The organism is Gordonia sp. HS-NH1 (assembly GCF_001418765.1).
Classification (GTDB): Bacteria; Actinomycetota; Actinomycetes; order Mycobacteriales; family Mycobacteriaceae; genus Gordonia.
The window spans coordinates 181,653-197,165 of record NZ_LIYC01000004.1 but is presented as its reverse complement, the minus strand read 5'-3'; the positions used below and the strand labels follow the sequence as shown (position 1 = coordinate 197,165).

At 68.1% G+C, this 15,513-nt stretch carries 16 protein-coding genes; 5 read left to right on the top strand and 11 right to left on the bottom strand.

The features are described from left to right. From AMD30_RS05535 to AMD30_RS05510, 5 genes are all read right to left on the bottom strand, one after another. Entirely contained in the window at window positions 1-1,338 is a 1,338-nt protein-coding gene (locus AMD30_RS05535) for a YibE/F family protein (protein ID WP_010841753.1), read from the bottom strand. A gap of 83 nt (window positions 1,339-1,421) precedes the next feature. Further along, on the bottom strand, window positions 1,422-2,282 hold the full coding sequence (locus tag AMD30_RS05530) for a MetQ/NlpA family ABC transporter substrate-binding protein (RefSeq protein WP_055474940.1): 861 nt from the start codon (window positions 2,280-2,282) through the stop codon (window positions 1,422-1,424). A gap of 168 nt (window positions 2,283-2,450) precedes the next feature. Continuing rightward, window positions 2,451-3,158, bottom strand: a complete 708-nt coding sequence (locus AMD30_RS05520) for a methionine ABC transporter permease (protein WP_010841755.1) — start codon at window positions 3,156-3,158, stop codon at window positions 2,451-2,453. Continuing rightward, entirely contained in the window at window positions 3,155-4,237 is a 1,083-nt protein-coding gene (locus AMD30_RS05515; protein ID WP_055474938.1) for a methionine ABC transporter ATP-binding protein, read from the bottom strand. The genes AMD30_RS05520 and AMD30_RS05515 overlap by 4 nt, the downstream gene beginning before the upstream one ends. Beyond that, window positions 4,234-5,814, bottom strand: coding sequence for an LLM class flavin-dependent oxidoreductase (locus AMD30_RS05510; RefSeq protein ID WP_197282743.1), 1,581 nt, complete (start codon window positions 5,812-5,814; stop codon window positions 4,234-4,236). The genes AMD30_RS05515 and AMD30_RS05510 overlap by 4 nt, the downstream gene beginning before the upstream one ends. A 69-nt stretch (window positions 5,815-5,883) precedes the next feature. Between AMD30_RS05510 and AMD30_RS05505 the strand changes: the two genes are divergently transcribed. Further along, a complete protein-coding gene (locus tag AMD30_RS05505) occupies window positions 5,884-6,387 on the top strand; it encodes a mycothiol transferase (RefSeq protein WP_014926057.1) in 504 nt (167 codons plus the stop codon). Window positions 6,388-6,475: 88 nt separating this feature from the next. On the opposite strand, the gene AMD30_RS05500 is transcribed toward AMD30_RS05505, so the two are convergent. Continuing rightward, window positions 6,476-6,889, bottom strand: a complete 414-nt coding sequence (locus AMD30_RS05500) for a hypothetical protein (protein ID WP_010841759.1) — start codon at window positions 6,887-6,889, stop codon at window positions 6,476-6,478. Window positions 6,890-7,017: 128 nt separating this feature from the next. On the opposite strand from AMD30_RS05500, the gene AMD30_RS05495 reads away from it, so the two are divergent. The 3 genes from AMD30_RS05495 (at window position 7,018) to AMD30_RS05485 (ending at window position 9,335) form a co-directional block, all read left to right on the top strand. After that, the gene (locus tag AMD30_RS05495; protein WP_055474937.1) at window positions 7,018-7,947 is read left to right on the top strand and encodes an LLM class F420-dependent oxidoreductase; all 930 of its coding nucleotides are present in this window, start codon (window positions 7,018-7,020) and stop codon (window positions 7,945-7,947) included. Between the two features lie 140 nt (window positions 7,948-8,087). Next, the gene (locus AMD30_RS05490) at window positions 8,088-8,477 is read left to right on the top strand and encodes a hypothetical protein (protein WP_010841761.1); all 390 of its coding nucleotides are present in this window, start codon (window positions 8,088-8,090) and stop codon (window positions 8,475-8,477) included. A 21-nt stretch (window positions 8,478-8,498) separates the two neighbouring features. Further along, on the top strand, window positions 8,499-9,335 hold the full coding sequence (locus AMD30_RS05485; RefSeq protein ID WP_055474936.1) for an alpha/beta hydrolase: 837 nt from the start codon (window positions 8,499-8,501) through the stop codon (window positions 9,333-9,335). 15 nt (window positions 9,336-9,350) lie between these two features. Here the strand turns inward: AMD30_RS05485 and AMD30_RS05480 are convergent, their stop codons facing one another. The 5 genes from AMD30_RS05480 to AMD30_RS05460 form a co-directional block, all read right to left on the bottom strand. After that, entirely contained in the window at window positions 9,351-9,800 is a 450-nt protein-coding gene (locus AMD30_RS05480; RefSeq protein ID WP_055474935.1) for a hypothetical protein, read from the bottom strand. Window positions 9,801-9,911: 111 nt separating this feature from the next. After that, on the bottom strand, window positions 9,912-11,393 hold the full coding sequence (locus tag AMD30_RS05475; protein WP_055474934.1) for an alpha/beta hydrolase: 1,482 nt from the start codon (window positions 11,391-11,393) through the stop codon (window positions 9,912-9,914). Between the two features lie 75 nt (window positions 11,394-11,468). Then, on the bottom strand, window positions 11,469-12,281 hold the full coding sequence (locus AMD30_RS05470) for an alpha/beta fold hydrolase (protein ID WP_055474933.1): 813 nt from the start codon (window positions 12,279-12,281) through the stop codon (window positions 11,469-11,471). A 52-nt stretch (window positions 12,282-12,333) separates the two neighbouring features. Next, window positions 12,334-13,269, bottom strand: a complete 936-nt coding sequence (locus tag AMD30_RS05465) for an alpha/beta hydrolase (RefSeq protein ID WP_055474981.1) — start codon at window positions 13,267-13,269, stop codon at window positions 12,334-12,336. 309 nt (window positions 13,270-13,578) lie between these two features. Beyond that, entirely contained in the window at window positions 13,579-15,003 is a 1,425-nt protein-coding gene (locus AMD30_RS05460) for an aldehyde dehydrogenase family protein (RefSeq protein WP_055474932.1), read from the bottom strand. Window positions 15,004-15,186: 183 nt separating this feature from the next. Between AMD30_RS05460 and AMD30_RS05455 the strand changes: the two genes are divergently transcribed. Further along, complete coding sequence (locus AMD30_RS05455; RefSeq protein ID WP_010841768.1) at window positions 15,187-15,507, top strand: putative quinol monooxygenase; 321 nt, start codon at window positions 15,187-15,189, stop codon at window positions 15,505-15,507. Window positions 15,508-15,513 lie beyond the last annotated feature (6 nt).

The window sequence follows — 15,513 nt, the reverse complement described above, 5'->3', positions numbered from 1 at the left end:
TCATCCGGCCGCGGCGTGCGCGGCGGTCGTCCGTGCCGCGCCCGCCGGAGTGGTGAGCGCGGCGGCGATGGCCGTCGTCAACGGAACCGACAGCGCGATCGCGATACCGCCGACGAAGGACCGGGCCAGCTCCACCGCGACGACGTCGGTCGTGAGCAGTCCGCCCAGCGGTTGCTGGGCCACCGAGAACAACAGCATCAGCGGTAGGGCACTGCCCGCGTAGGCGAAGACGAGGGTGTACACCGTGCTGGCGATGTGGTCGCGACCCACGCGCATCGCGGCGCTGAAGGTCGCCAATCGAGAGGGTTCGCCGGCCGCGGCCAGTTCGAACGCCGCGGAGGCCTGGGTGATCGTGACGTCGTTGAGCACGCCGAGGGTGCCGATGATGAACCCGGCGAGCAGGAGGCCGCTGACCGAGATGTTGCCCTGGTACACCTGCAGATTGGTGGTCTGATCGCCGGACAGGCCGGTGAGGTTCATCGTCCGGATGGCGAGCCAACTCAGAAAGCCGGCGAGGAGAAGGGAAGTCAGCGTCCCGAGGAGAGCCGAACTCGTCCGCAAGCTCACCCCGTGCGCGAGGTAGAGGACCACGAACAGGATCGCCGCCGACGAGACCATCGCCACCGCGACCGGCGACGCCCCGTCGAGGATGGCCGGCAGGGTGAACACCGTGAGGATTCCGAAGGCGATCGCCAGGCCGATGATCGAGCGGAAGCCGCGCCACGCCGCCACCAGCACGATCGCGGCGATGAACAGCACGGCCCAGAAGATGATCGCCGAGCCACGCTGGAAGTCGAAGAAGGTGTACCGGTTGCCGTCGGGTCCGGGGACGGTCGAGAGCCGGATGCCGTCCCCGACGTTCAGCGTCGGCTGCCCGGCCTGCGGGTCGTCGAGGGTGCCGGCCGCGGGTGCAACGGTGTCGGGCCCCGATCCGGCCTGCGCCCGGTTCGTCGGGATCTCCAACACCGTGTACTGACCGGCTGCTTCGCCGGAGGAGAACCGGACCGCGTTGAGGATGCACGGTCCGCCCGGGACCGGGTTCACCGGGATGTCGGCGGTCTCGAGCACCGACCCGGCCACCGAGTTGAGGCAGTTCGCATGGAACTGGTCCACGATCTCGCCGTCGACCGTCGTGATCGGCCCGCCGTCGGCGGACCGGAACTGGGTGGGGATCGGGTGCTCGGAGTCCGACGGCCACAGGACGACCATCCCGACGGCGACCGCGATCGCGGTCACCGCGAGCGTTCCGATGACGAACCATCGGGCGAACGGCGAGAGCGTGTGGCTGATGTCGGACAGCGAATGCGCGTGACCGTGCCCGTGATGTGTGCGGCTCACGCGGTGAGCCTATGCGTACCGCACCCGGGTCGCGATGGGCGACCCGGGTGCGGCGACGGCGTGTGCTCCGGCGCTGCTGCTGCTCACAAGGGCAGCAGGATGCCCTTCACCCGCGGATCGGTGCGCAGGAACTCCTGTACGGCAGGGTCTTTGAAAGCGGCGACCAGGTTTTTGATGTTCTCGGTGTCCTTCCATTTCGTCCCGATGGTCAGCTGCCCGGCGAACTCGTCCGGAGCGGGCGGAGCATAGATCTGCTTGGCGATGTCGATGTTCGCGGCGAGGTAGTACTCGGTGTAGCCGACGGTCGCATCGAGGTCGGCGAGCGAGCGCGACTGGGCGGCGAAATCGAGCAGGACGAACTGCAGGTTGCGCGGGTTCGTCGCGATGTCCTTCTGGGTAGCCTTCCACTTGTCCACACCGGGCTTGAGCGTGATCAGTCCGGCGCGCTCGAGCAGCCACAGTCCCTGGGCCTCGTTGGCGGGATCGGAGTACAGGGACACCCGGGCGTTCTGCGGCAGGTCGGCAACATTCCGGTACTTGTCCGACCAGATCCCGAATCCCCAGCGGAAGACCGGGGTCGCGGCTTCCTCCTGGAAGTCCGGATTGGCCTCGAGGACCTGCGACAGCCACAGCTTGTGCTGATAGACGGTGCCGGCGACCTCCCCGTCGCTGACCGCGCGGTTGAGCGTCGTGGAGTCGGACAGGCCCTTGAACGCGACCTTGATGTCGTACCGGGGTGCGACCTCGTCAGCGATGAACTCGACCAGCGCCTGCTCAGAGGCGTTGCCCTCGGCGGTGACGACGGTCAGTGTCGCACCGGCGGTCTCGTTCGGGGACGTCGAGTCCGAACCGAGGAAGCGCCAGCCGATCACCGCGGCGATGACGGCGACCACGACCAGTGCGCCGACGATCAGCGGCCAGCGTCGTCGGGTCGAGATCTCGATCCCGGAATCGCCAGGGGGAGAGGGTGTTCCGGGAGAAGCCGGCGAGGTGCCGGTGGTGGCTCCGGTGTCCTATGTCATGGGTGGTGGCCTTTCGGGTGTGGATGGGTCGCGCGTGTGACGCACCTCAGGGAGTGAGCAAGGTGCGGTGTGCGAATGGGGTTGTCCGGGTCAGTGATTGACCCGGCGGGATGTGACCGGGTTGAGGCTGCGGGCGAGCGCGTCGCCCGCGACCTGGATGATCGCCACCGTCACGATGAGCACGATGATGGTGGCGACCATCACCCCCTGGTCGAATCGCTGGTATCCGTAGGTGACCGCGACGTAGCCGAGTCCGCCCGCGCCGATCGTGCCGGCGATGGTGGAGTACTCGATCATCGCGATCGTGTTGATCGTCAGACCGCCCACGATGCTCGGCAGTGCCTCGGGAACCTGTGCCTTCCAGATGACCTGCGCATTGGAACCGCCGGAGGCGCGTGCGACGTCGATGGTCGACGCCGGGACCGACCGGAGCGAATTCTCGACAATGCGTGTGAAGAAGGCGATTCCGGCGATCGACATCGGGACCACCGCCGCGGCGATACCGATGTTGGTGCCGGTGATGAGGCGGGTGAACGGGATGATCGCCGTCATCAGCACCAGGAAGGGCAACGAACGCCCGATGCTGATGACCCACGACAGGGGAGTGTGCAGCGACCGCCTCGCGAAAAGCCCACCGGGAGCGAGATTGTGGATGAGCGCGCCCAGTGGCACGCCCACCACCAGGACGACGACCATCACGATGCTCACCATCAGGACCGTGTCGATCGCCGCCGGGATGAGCAGGTCGGGGATCTCGTCGAGCGGCACCGTGATGTTCGCCGAGTATGTGGTGCTCACGCGGCCACCTCCGCGCCCTTGGTGCCGGAGGCGCTCTCTGTCTTGGTGCCGGAGGCGCCCGGTGTCTCCTCGCCGGCGCCGCCCTGGACGGTGGCCTCGGTGAGAAGCCCTGCAGCCAGGCCCAACTCGCCCGCGGCGCCGATGAACGCCGCCGCGTGCCCGGTCGGCACCGACACGGTGAGGTCGCCGAAGACGGTCCCGTCGATGGTCTGGACGTTGGCGCCGAGAACCGAGATCGAGAGGTCGAGGCGCTTGCCCAGGCGCGTCAGCCAGTCCGCGGGAACCGTCGAGGAGTTGTAGACAACCGAGACCGGGGTCTCGGCCGACGCCGGCTCGGCGCTCGGGCCACGCGGTCGCAATGCGCGCCCCAGAACGGAATCCGGGTCCAGGACGAGTTGCTCCAGCCGGCCGTGTTCGACGATGCGGCCACGGTCGAGTCGGCCGACAGTGTCGGCGACGCGCACGACCGTGTCCATCTCATGGGTGATGAACACCACCGCGAGGCCCAGTTCGTCCCGCACGTCGGTGAGGAGTCGCAGAAACGTGTCCGTGGCCGCGGGATCCAGACCCGACGTCGCCTCGTCGGACAGGAGGACCGACGGTTTGAGTGCCAGCGCCCGCGCGATGCCGACGCGCTGTCGCTGACCGCCGGACAGCTGATGCGGGTACCGGTCGGCCTTGTCGGCGAGGCCGACCAGGTCGAGCAGCTCACCGACCCTCGACGCGGTCGACCGCTTTGTCGCACCGAGATATTCGAGAGGCAGTGCGACATTCTGCGCCGCCGTGCGGCGGGACAGCAGACTCGCCGACTGGAACACTGTTCCGATCCGGCGCTGGGCATCGCGAAGACCCGAGGTGCCCAGCGCGGTGAGATCCTCACCGTTCACGACGACCCTTCCCGACGTCGGGCGTTCCAGCAGGTTCAGACACCGGGCCAGGGTGCTCTTGCCCGCCCCCGACGGGCCGACGACAGCGAAGATCTCACCGGCATCGACGGTGAAGTCGACCTCGTCGAGAACCGTCGTCGGATCGGGCGAACCGACCCCGAACACCTTGGTCAGCCCCACTACCTCGATCACCGGAGTTTCCCCTCTGCCGCGCCGATCAGTTCCGCTCCGCGCCCGGCGCCGGTGACATTCGGCCCGCTCGCTCCGCTCCCGGCGCCGGTGACATTCGGCCCGCTCGCTCCGCTCCCGGCGCCGGTGACATTCGGCCCGCTCGCTCCGCTCCCGGCGCCGGTGACCCGAATCGAATCGTCGATGGTCGAGTTGACCCCGCCGACCCGGTAGGTCGACCCGCGATGGTTCTCGGGCAATTGATCTCCGCGCCCGAAGAGCTTGTGGCGCAGGGTTCCCGGGACATAGGACCGGTCGTAGAGCCCGCGTCGCTCGAGGGCCGGTACCACGTGGGTGATGATGTCCTCGAACGATCCGGGTGTGACCGCGTAGGCGACGTTGAAGCCGTCGACGTCGGTCTCGGTCACCCAGTCCTGCAGGGCTTCGGCCACCTCGTCCCCGGAGCCGATCAGGACGGGCCCCATCCCGCCGATGCCGCCCCACGCCGCGATGTCGCGCACGCGCCATTCCTCGCCGGTGTCGCTGGCCTGCTGGAACGCGGCCACCGCCGACTGGATGGCATTGCTGTGCACGTTGCCGATCGGTTCGTCGATCTCGTAACCGGCCAGGTCGATGCCCATCCATCCCGACATGAAGACCAGTGCGCCCTCTGCGCTGGCGTAGGACTGGTACTCCGCGGCCTTGGCGCGGGCGGCCTCCGGTGTCGAATCGGTGATGATCGTCAGCAGCGTGTAGATCTTCGCGTCGTACGGGTCGCGCCCGGCGAGGACCAGTTCGTCGCGCACCTTGCTCACGACGTCGCGCAGGATGGCCTTGGTCGGCGCGGCGACGAAGATCGCCTCCGCGTTCTCCGCGGCGAAGCGGCGACCGCGCGGCGAGGCGCCGGCCTGGTAGATGACCGGCGAACCCTGTGGCGAGGGCTCGGCGAGATGGATTCCCGGCACGGTGAAATGCTTGCCGCGATGACCGATGTGGTGGACCCGGGCCGGGTCGGCGAAGATGCCCGCCTCACGATCCCGGAGCACCGCATCGCGCTCCCACGAACCCTCCCACAGCTTGTACAGCACGGTCAGGTACTCGTCGGCCTGGTTGTAGCGCTCGTCGTGCTCGAGCTGGTCGTCGGCGCCCATGTTGCGGGCCGCGGCAGGGAGATAACCCGTGACGACGTTCCAGCCGATCCGGCCGCGGGTGAGGTGATCCAGCGTCGAGAGACGGCGGGCGAACGGGTAGGGATGCTCGAAACCGGTGCCGGTGGTGACCCCGAAGCCGAGGTGCTCGGTGGCGTGCGCCATCGCCGAGACCAGCAGCAGCGGGTCGTTCACGGGGATCTGCGCACCTTGGCGGATCGCGGCTTCGTCGTTGCCGGCGTACACGTCGTAGGTGCCGAGGACATCGGCGATGAACAGGCCGTCGAATCCGCCGGTCTCCAGCAGTCGGGCGAGGTCAACCCAGTAGTCGATGGTGTTGTAGTTCCGCGACCGGTCGTCGGGGTGACGCCACAGTCCGGGCGACTGGTGCGCAACGCAGTTCATGTCGAAGGCGTTGAAACGGATCTTGCGGGGGGTGTTCGGTTCTGACACCGGAGGAATGATGCTGCCGGATCGAGGGAGTAGCCATCGTTGTGCCCACGGCGAACCTAAACTTGCTCCATGCGATCTTCAGAGGTCTTGCTCGACGGTCTCGGACGAGTTGCCGAGAACGTTCACGCCGTTCTCGACGGGGCCACGTCTGAGCTGTTGAACACCGCACCGGCACCCGGTGCCAACACGATCGCCTGGCTCGTGTGGCATCTGACCCGCGTGCAGGACTCCCACGTCGCCGACGTGGCCGGGTCCGACGAGGTCTGGACGACGGGTGGATGGGCCGACCGCTTCGGTCTCCCGTTCTCCCCGGCGGAGATCGGGTACGGGCAATCCGCCGACGAGGCGGCACGGGTGATCGTCGACGACGCAGGCCTGCTCCGTGACTACTACGACGCAACCCACGCGGTGAGCGTCGACTACATCGACGCGCTGACCGATTCAGATCTCGATCGCATCGTCGACCGGAACTGGGACCCGCCGGTCACGCTGGGCGTACGACTCCTCAGCGTGATCGACGACGACACCCAGCACATCGGTCAGGCCGCATACGTGCGCGGGCTGCTGTCCTGACGCGCAAAGCCCTGATCCGAAAGAATCGCACACCCTCAGGGAGCAGGGCGGCTGCGCTGAAAATCCCTGTGGCGGAAGGGGAGCGGCGTCAGGACAGGCAGCCCTTGAAGGTCTGGAAGTCGCCCGCGAATGCCGGTCCCTTGCAGGTCGGCCCGTTCTTGCCATCGACGACGACTTCGCCGCCGGGCCCAGCGATACCGATGGCGAGTCCGGGGCGTATTCCGTCCATGGTGACCGTCGCGCCGGGGCCGAGGGCGATCGCCGCGGGTCCGGCGAAGTTGTCGGCGGTGGAGGAGGCGATGCCGCCGTTGTCGGTGATGGCCAGTGCGAGTCCGGACGGGCCGGATTCCGCACTGCAGGAGTCCGCCGACGCGGACTGTCCGGGCAGCGCCGGACAGATGGTGGGTGCTGCGCTCGCGGACGGTGCGGCTGCGAGCGATACCGCGGTCGCACCTGCGGCTGCGACGACGAATCCAAGTGCTGTGCGAGTGACCGTCTTCATGATGGAACTCCTTTGTCGAGGAACGGTGTCGTGCGTGGAGCGATTCGGAATGGCCGTCGGGCCGGATGGGGTCCGGCCGGACGCCGCCTCGCCATCGGAGGTGTGCCCACTCGGCGTAGGTTGAAAACGTGCAGCTGAGAATCTTCACCGAGCCCCAGCAGGGTGCGACCTACGACGACCTGCTCACCGTCGCCAAGGCGACCGAGGAACTGGGTTACGACGCATTCTTCCGTTCCGACCATTTCACCGGCATGGGCGGCGACGGCCTACCCGGACCCACCGACGCGTGGATCACATTGGCCGGCCTGGCCCGCGAGACCTCACGCATCCGGTTGGGGACCCTTGTGTCGTCGGCCACTTTCCGCCTGCCCGGACCGTTGTCGATCGCGGTCGCCCAGGTCGACCAGATGAGCGGTGGCCGTGTCGAATTGGGGATCGGGACGGGTTGGCACGAGCGCGAGCACGAGGCGTACGGGATTCCGTTCCCGCCGTTGAAGGAGCGGTTCGACCGCCTCGAGGAGAACCTCGAGATCATCACCGGGCTCTGGCAGACCCCGCTGGGTGACGAGTTCGACTACGAGGGCAAGCACTTTCACCTCTCGCGGTCACCGGCCCTGCCCAAACCCGTGCAGAGTCCGCGCCCGCCGATCATCATCGGAGGCAGCGGCAAGAAGCGGACACCCGCGCTGGCGGCGCGTTTCGCCGACGAGTTCAATGTCGTGTTCCAACCCCTCGACGTCGCCGGTGATCTCATCGGACGCGTCCGCACGGCGTGTCTGGACGCGGGTCGCGACCCCGCGTCCCTCACCTACTCCGCGGCGCTCGTATTGTGCTGCGGCCGCGACGAAGCCGAGTTCCGGCGCCGGGCGGAGGCCATCGGCCGGGAGCCGGAGGAGCTGCGCGAGAACGGGGCTGCGGGAACGCCGGACGAGGTGGCCGCGAAGATCGCGACCTACGGTGAGCTGGGCGTCACACGCATGTATCTGCAGACCCTGGATCTGTCGGACCTCGACCACCTCGAGCTGGTCGCCTCGGAGGTCGCCCCGCAGCTCGCGTGAGGGTCTGTCGGTCACGAGAGCTTGTCAGGTCACGACCGCCGCCCCGCTGCTCCTGTGGTGCGAGGAGCGATGGCGACGAGCCTCGAAGGGTTCGCCCGACCCGGCACCCGGCGCGGCCCGGATGGGCCATAATCCACCCCATGGCCGACAGGGGCGAGCACGCATCACCGAGACCGCCGGAACGTCAGCGCATCAAGAAGCTGGCGCAGGCCGCACTCAATGCCGATGTGACCGTCGAACAACTCGAGGGCATCCTCGCCGACATGGGCGAGACCCTCGACGGACTCGGACCGACGCTGGACGGACTGAACTCGACCATCGCGAAACTCGACTCGACGCTCGTGCGCCTCTCGGGGACCCTGGACCAGGTCGACGCCACCGTCGACCGCATGTCCGACATCGTCGGCCGGCTCGAGCGCGTCGTCGGACGGGTCGAGGCGCTCGTCGGTATCGGCGAAACCGCCCTCAAGCCGCTGGGCGCCCTGGAGTCGGCGGGCAAGTCCGTGGTCGCCCGGCTCGGCTGGCGCTGAACATCGAAACGAGATCAGGGAATGACACCGGAAGAACACAGTTTTCGCGGTCGGCACGGGCACACCATCGTCTATGACATCCATCGGCCCCAGGAGAGTCCGCGCGGCGTCGTCGTCGTGGTGCACGGTCTCGCCGAGCACGGTCGGCGATATCTGCATGTGGCCGAGCGGCTCGTCGACGAGGGTTACCTGGTGGCCATCCCGGACCATGTCGGTCACGGACGGTCGGGTGGCAAGCGCCTTCGGCTACGCCGGTTCGCCGACTTCACCGACGACCTCGACACCGTCCTCGCCCACGTCGCCGACGGAAGCGTCCCGACGTTTCTGATCGGGCACAGCATGGGCGGGTGCATCGCCCTCGATTACGCGCTCGATCACCAGGACAAGCTCGACGGTCTGATCCTGTCGGGCGCCGCCGTTCTGCCCGGCGACGACCTGCCCGACCTGGCCGTGCGATTCGCGCCGCTGATCGGACGGATCGCACCGGGGTTGCCCACCACCGAGCTGAGCTCGTCGAGCATCTCCCGGGACCCGGCCGTCGTCGCCGCCTACGACGCCGATCCGCTCGTGACGCGCGGCAAGATCCCGGCCGGACTCGGCGGCGCGATGATCGGCACCATGCGGTCGTTTCCCGAGCGCCTACCGTCGTTGCAGGTGCCCGTCCTGGTGATGCACGGCAGCGAGGACGCGCTCACCGATCCGCGCGGTAGCGAACTCGTCGAGCGACTCGCCGGGTCGGCGGACAAGACGCTCGTGATCTACGACGACCTGTTCCACGAGATCTTCAACGAGCCCGAGCGGCAGGTGGTGCTCGACGCGGTCACGACGTGGTTGCGCGGCCACACCGCGGACCGGTGAGCCGCGGAGCACCCCTCACGCGACTCGCACCAGCACACCGGCCACCAGGACCAGTACGCCGCCGATCTCGCCGACGATGAGCGCGAGCATGAACAGGTAGGTGCCGCGCGTCGGATCGACGAACTGATTCGTGGTGTCCCGCAGGGCCCCGTGGACGCAGTACGCGGCGATCGCGCCGACGAAGAAGACGATCGGGACCGCGGCCGCGATCACGTTGACGGCCGTCGGAAAGGCGCTGAGCGCGACCAGTGCCGCGAGCACGAGGGTGGCGAACGAGTACATCAGTGCCGCCCGATGCGCGATGTCGACGTACACGTGCGCCGTCCGCTCCGGCGAGGTGCGGATGCCGTGGTATTTCCACACACCCAGCGCGAGCGCCCAGACGAGGATCGCTCCGGAGGCCAGGACCACGACGGTCGTGTCGACGCCGACGAGATCGGCGAGATCGTGGTCGGCGGCGGTCATGGCTGAACGCTAGCAGCAGATCGGGCCGTCGAGGACCGGTCGCTCACCTGTCCCGTACCCGCTCACCCGATTTCGGTGAGCGGGTAGGGAAACGGCGAGCGTGGAGTGGGTTCAGCGAGACGGAACCGGGGTGGTGCTCGAGCTGCTGGGGGCCGACGAGCCCGGACCCCTGGGGGCGAGCCGCGGTGCATTCGGCGCGCTGGTCTCGGTGCTGGACTCCGGGGCGGTCGCGTCCACCGACTCCGACCCCGAGACCGCGGACGGAGCGAGTCCGGCCGACGAGGACTCCGATGAGGACGACTCGGCCGACGAGGACTCGGCGGCAGAGGACGCCGACTCCGAAGCGGATTCGGATGCGGAGGAGTCCGTGGCGGACAGACCGAAGAGGTCGAGGGCCGGCGATTCCTCGGCTGCCTTCTTCGCCGCGAGGGTCACCTTCGCGGGTGCCTCGGGATCGGGTTCGCCCGAGGCGGAGACGACCGTCGTCTTCGCGGTCACCGGCGGGTTGTTGCGCAGCGTGGTCAGCACGTGGTCCTTACCGTCGCCGAGGGCCCGTCCCCAGTTCTCCCAGGTGTGGCCGCCGTAGTTCGGCAACGAGATCACCGATACGCCGGCCTGCTTCGCCTGCAGCTGCATGAGCACGGTCGACACCGCGGACAGGATCTCGAGTGCCATCGCGCTGAGCTGGTCCTGCGGCGACAGCTTGGCCATCTCCGAGGGGGACAGGAATCCGTTGCCCGAGGAGATGATGAGGACCTGGCCGTTGTCGGCCAACTGGGTGAGGTTCTTCGACGGGTCGTTGTCGGTCCAGCGGGTACTTCCCGGCGCGCCCCACATGTTCACGACGCCGTTGACGTAGTTCGAGACCATCGTCTGAGTGGCCATGACGCCGAGGGCGCCGACCGGGTTGTCGGTCTGGTAGTAACCCGACATCGCCTGGACCACCTTGAACTGTTCCGGGTGGCGCTCGGCAAGGGTCACCGCCGGTCCGCCGGACATCGACAGTCCGATGATCGCGTTGTTGTTGCGTGCCACGCCGAACTCGCGTTCGAGGTAGCCCGGCAGCTCCGAGGTCAGGAACGTCTCCTGCTTGATGATCGTGTTCTTGTCACCGGCGCCGCCGTCCCAGTCGGTGTAGAACGACGACGCGCCGCCCACCGGCATCACCAGGGTGGTGTCGGCCTTGGCGTCGTAGACCTTGGCGGCCTGGACATCGGTGGTCCACGCCGAGCGGGTCTCGCTGGCCCGCATGCCGTCGAGCAGGTAGACGCCGCTGTCGCTGCCGCTCGAGGCGCGGATCTGGACGATCACCTCGCGCTTCTGCGACTCCGACCACACCTTGCAGTTCTGGACGTAGTTGCCCGACTTGTCCCAGGTACACCCCGGTCGCAGGACCTCGGGATGCCCGCGCAAGGCGCTTGCGGTGTTCGACGAGTTGAGCAGCGTGCTCGCCCCGAACAGGCCGAGGGTGAGGATCACGACCACCGAGATGCCGGTGAGGACTCGGCGTCGAGGTGAGAATCTGCGCGGCGACTCGGGCGTCTGGCCCGCGGGGGTGGAGGGAACGGGCGGTTCGCTGTGCGAGTGCGACATGGAGCTCCTGACATACGCGGCCGTCCGATCACACGGTGCCGATGTCAGGGATGTCGTTCGGAGAGGGGACCGGTGTTACCGGCCCGACGGATTTTCTCGGGCAATTTTCCTGACGACCTCGGCGGTGTCGCCCGGACGTTCCCACCAGAACATGTGCCCGACGCCGGCCCACCGTGTCAGGGTCGCCTGCGGGATGAGATCGGCCAGACGCTCGCCCTCGGCGACCGCGATCACCTCGTCGACGTCCCCGTGGATGACCGCGGTCGGCATGGTGAGTGATCCGATCCGGTCGCGGGTGTCGTGTCCCGCGCATGCGCCCGCCTGCCACGCGACGACGGCCGACGGCACGCGGCGCTGCGTCGACATCGACACGAAACGGTCGAACGCCCCGGTGTGGGCGGTGTACCCGGGCGACAGATTGACCTCGAACGCGGTGCGGGCGACGCGCGTGGCGTCGCGGGAGGAGATCGCCTCGACGAGGCGGATCGCGCCGGGCGCGCCGATGGCTCCGGGGCCACCCGCGGTGGTGCACCCGAGGACGAGACTGCGCACGCGGTCCGGGGCGGCGAGGGCGAGTTCCTGCGCGATCATGCCGCCCATGGAGGTACCGAGGACGTGGGCGCTGTCCCAGTCGAGTCCGTCGAGGATTCCGCGGGCGTCGTCGGCCAGGTCGGCGATGGTGAACGGCCCCTCGGCGCGACTGCTCGCCCCGATGCCCCGGTGGTCGTAGACGGCAACCGAGAAGTGCGGCGTCAACTCGTCGAGGAGCTCGTCGGTCCACATCCCGCGGTGTGCGGACATGCCGCCGATGAGCAGGAGCGGTTCGCCCTCGCCGAACACCTCGGCGTCGAGGACGGGGCCGGTGTCGGACACGACGGGGATCTGCATGCGCCGATCGTAGCCACGCGGACAAGGGGATACGTATGTACCGGGATTCCCCTCACAGGGCCGGCGCGATGGCCTTCCACATGTTGGGGAGTTCCTTCTCCCAGTAGTACCAATGGTGGGTTCCGACGTCCTGCAAGGCGTCGGTGAAGGGCAGGCCCGCGCGCCGCAACTGCCCGGCGAACCGGCGCGAACAGTCGCTGGTCGCGATCTCGAAGGCCGATGACGCGGCAAGCACCACCTGGTACAGGCCTTCTTCGGGTGTCACGTCGCGCTTGATGTCGGCGGGTCCGAGGCGGCCCGCGCCGGAGTACAGGTAGAGGGCCTTCCCGCGGAGGCTGTCCAGACGGAGCGCGGGATCGTGGTCACGCCAGCCCCGGGACCCGACCGTTCCCCACAGATTGTCCGCGTTCGCCCCGCCGCGGGCGAGTGTCGCCCGGACGTAGGTCTCGCCCTGCGGCGAGGACACCGGTGGACAGCCACTGATCGAGGCCACCGCGCGGTACAGCGCCGGGGTGCGGGAGGCGATCGTGAACGCCGCCTGTCCACCCATCGAGACGCCGGCGATACCCCGGGAACCATCGGATTCGAAGCGCGCGTCGATGAGCGGCGGAAGTTCCTTGGTCAAGAACGTCTCCCACATGGGTCGGCCCACCCGTGGGTCCCGGCGCTCCCAGTCGGCGTACTGGCTCCCGTACGCACCTGTCGGGAGCACGACGTTCACGTCCTTGTCGCCGAAGAACTCATCGACGTTGCCGGCTCCGCGCCAGCCGCTGTCGTTGCCGCGCGAACCCGCCCCGTCGAGGAGGTAGAGCGTCGGCCGGGGCCCGGTCTTGACTCGTGGCGTCAGGACGAACAGCTTGATCTTCTTGGACATCGCCGCCGAGTAGACCCAGACCGCTGCGCGGGTGGGTGACTCCTGCGCCACCGACACGATGCGCGACTCGGCGGGCGCCGCGACCGCAGGCGTGGCGGCCAGAGTCAGAACCACCGGGCACGCAACCACCAGACACGCGGCAGCCGCCGCGCGAAGAACTCGAAACACTGTCCCCCCGTTTGCGTCACGTGGACGCTCTTCCCCCCGAAAGATGTGGAATCGACCGCGGGGCATCGAGCCGCCGCGGTCGAAGTCGTTCGGCCAGCGTAAGACGTTCGCGAAGCTCTGTCCGGACTTGCGAGATATCGGATTCGGCCACCGCTCGTGCCGCGACCCGCGCGGCGGGACCGCTCGACGCCGCCGCCGGGCACTCCGATCAGGAATGCCCGGCGGCGTCACCGGGTGTACGAGAGGTCTACGCCCTCAGGCGCCGAAGCCGAGCAGCGACTTCACCTCGAGGAACTCGTCGAAGGCGTAGTCGCTCCACTCGCGTCCGTTGCCGCTCTTCTTGTAACCGCCGAACGGTGCGCTCGGGTCGAGCTGGGCGCCGTTGAGCGAGATCGAGCCTGCGCGGATCTGCGATCCGATGCGGCGGACCTCGTCGACGTCCTTGCCCGACACGTAGCCGGCGAGGCCGTATTCGGTGTCGTTGGCGACCTTGACCGCTTCGTCGATCGAGTCGTACGCGATGACCACGAGGACGGGGCCGAACACCTCGGTGCGGGCGATCTCCATGTCGTTGGTGACGTTGGTGAAGACGGTCGGCTTCACGTAGTAACCGGTCTCGAGACCCTCGGGACGGCCGGCACCGCCGACGACCGCGGTGGCACCGTCGGCGACGGCGCGCTCGATGAGGCCCTGGATCTTGTCGAACTGCGCCTCGGAGACGACCGGCCCCAGCTTCACGTCGGTGGTGGGATCGCCGACGGTGAGCTCGGCGGCGACGCCCTTGGCGATCTCGGCGACCTCGTCGACGCGACTCGCGGGGACGAGCATCCGGCTCGGAGCATTGCAGGACTGTCCCGAGTTCATCATCATCGTCGCGATGCCGCCGGCGACGTTCTTCGCGAAGTCGTCGTCGTCGAGGATGATGTTCGGGCTCTTGCCGCCGAGCTCCTGGGCCACGCGCTTGACGGTCGGCGCAGCGGTCTTGGCGACCTCGATACCGGCACGGGTGGAACCGGTGAACGAGATCATGTCGATGCCCTCGTGGCTCGCCAGAGCGGCGCCCACGCCGGGGCCGTCACCGTTGACGAGATTGAACACGCCCGCGGGCACGCCCGCGGCGTCGAAGATCTCGGCGACGATCGCCGCGCTGAACGGTGCGACCTCCGACGGCTTGAGGACCATGGTGCAGCCCGTGGCCAGGGCCGGGGCGACCTTGCACATGACCTGGTTGAGCGGCCAGTTCCACGGGGTGATGAAACCGCAGACGCCGATCGGCTCCTTGGCGATGCGCGAGCTGCCGCGATCCTCGACGAACTTGTATTCCGGGAGCTGGGCGGCGGCGGTCATCAGGTGGCCGAGACCGATGGGCACCTGCGCGGCATTGGTCAGGCCGACCGGCGAGCCCATCTCCTCGGTGACCGCGGCGGCGAGGTCGCCCATGCGGTTCTGGTATTCGGCGATGATCCGGTTGAGCACCTCGAGACGCTCGGAGACGGTGGTCTGCCCCCAGGTGACGAAAGCCCGGCGGGCGGCGGCGACCGCGGCGTCGACGTCGGCGGCACCACCGATGGCGACCTGACCGGCCGACTTCTCGGTGGCCGGGTTGATGACGTCGATGAGGTTGAGCTCTGCGGGCTCGACCCACTGGCCGTCGATGTAGAACTTGGTGATGTCCGGCATGGTGCCTCCGTTGCAGCCTGAAGTGAGGACAATTGTTGTCTGTTTCACACTCTAGGCGCTGCTGCGACCGGGGTCTCGTGAATCCCAGCCTCCGGTCGTGACACTTTGTGACCGATTCTGGGACAGCCGTCCCAGTCGCAATCTGCGACGGTCGGCCCGCCGGTGTGGAGCTAGGGTCGAGTCATGATCCTCATCGTCGTGAAGTTCCCGATCAAACCCGAATACGCCGACGAGTGGCCCGAGTTGTCACGCGAATTCACCGAGGCGACGCGCGCCGAGCCCGGCAACAAGTGGTTCGACTGGTCGCGGTCGATCGAGGATCCGAACACCTATGTGCTGGTGGAGGCCTTCGACGACGACGCCGCGGAGGCGCACGTCACGGCTCCGCACTTCAAGCAGGCCCAGCAGGAACTCCCCAAGTACCTCCAGCGCACACCCGACGTCATCAACACGACGATCGACGGTGACAGCTGGTCGGAGCTCGGGGAGTTCCGGGTCGACTGACCCGGC

Coding starts and splice junctions, on each gene's coding strand:
- AMD30_RS05505 (WP_014926057.1), top strand. CDS start 5,884: ATGCGATCTTCAGAGGTCTTGCTCGACGGTCTCGGACGAGTTGCCGAG.
- AMD30_RS05500 (WP_010841759.1), bottom strand. CDS start 6,889: ATGAAGACGGTCACTCGCACAGCACTTGGATTCGTCGTCGCAGCCGCA.
- AMD30_RS05490 (WP_010841761.1), top strand. CDS start 8,088: ATGGCCGACAGGGGCGAGCACGCATCACCGAGACCGCCGGAACGTCAG.
- AMD30_RS05485 (WP_055474936.1), top strand. CDS start 8,499: ATGACACCGGAAGAACACAGTTTTCGCGGTCGGCACGGGCACACCATC.
- AMD30_RS05480 (WP_055474935.1), bottom strand. CDS start 9,800: ATGACCGCCGCCGACCACGATCTCGCCGATCTCGTCGGCGTCGACACG.
- AMD30_RS05475 (WP_055474934.1), bottom strand. CDS start 11,393: ATGTCGCACTCGCACAGCGAACCGCCCGTTCCCTCCACCCCCGCGGGC.
- AMD30_RS05470 (WP_055474933.1), bottom strand. CDS start 12,281: ATGCAGATCCCCGTCGTGTCCGACACCGGCCCCGTCCTCGACGCCGAG.
- AMD30_RS05460 (WP_055474932.1), bottom strand. CDS start 15,003: ATGCCGGACATCACCAAGTTCTACATCGACGGCCAGTGGGTCGAGCCC.
- AMD30_RS05455 (WP_010841768.1), top strand. CDS start 15,187: ATGATCCTCATCGTCGTGAAGTTCCCGATCAAACCCGAATACGCCGAC.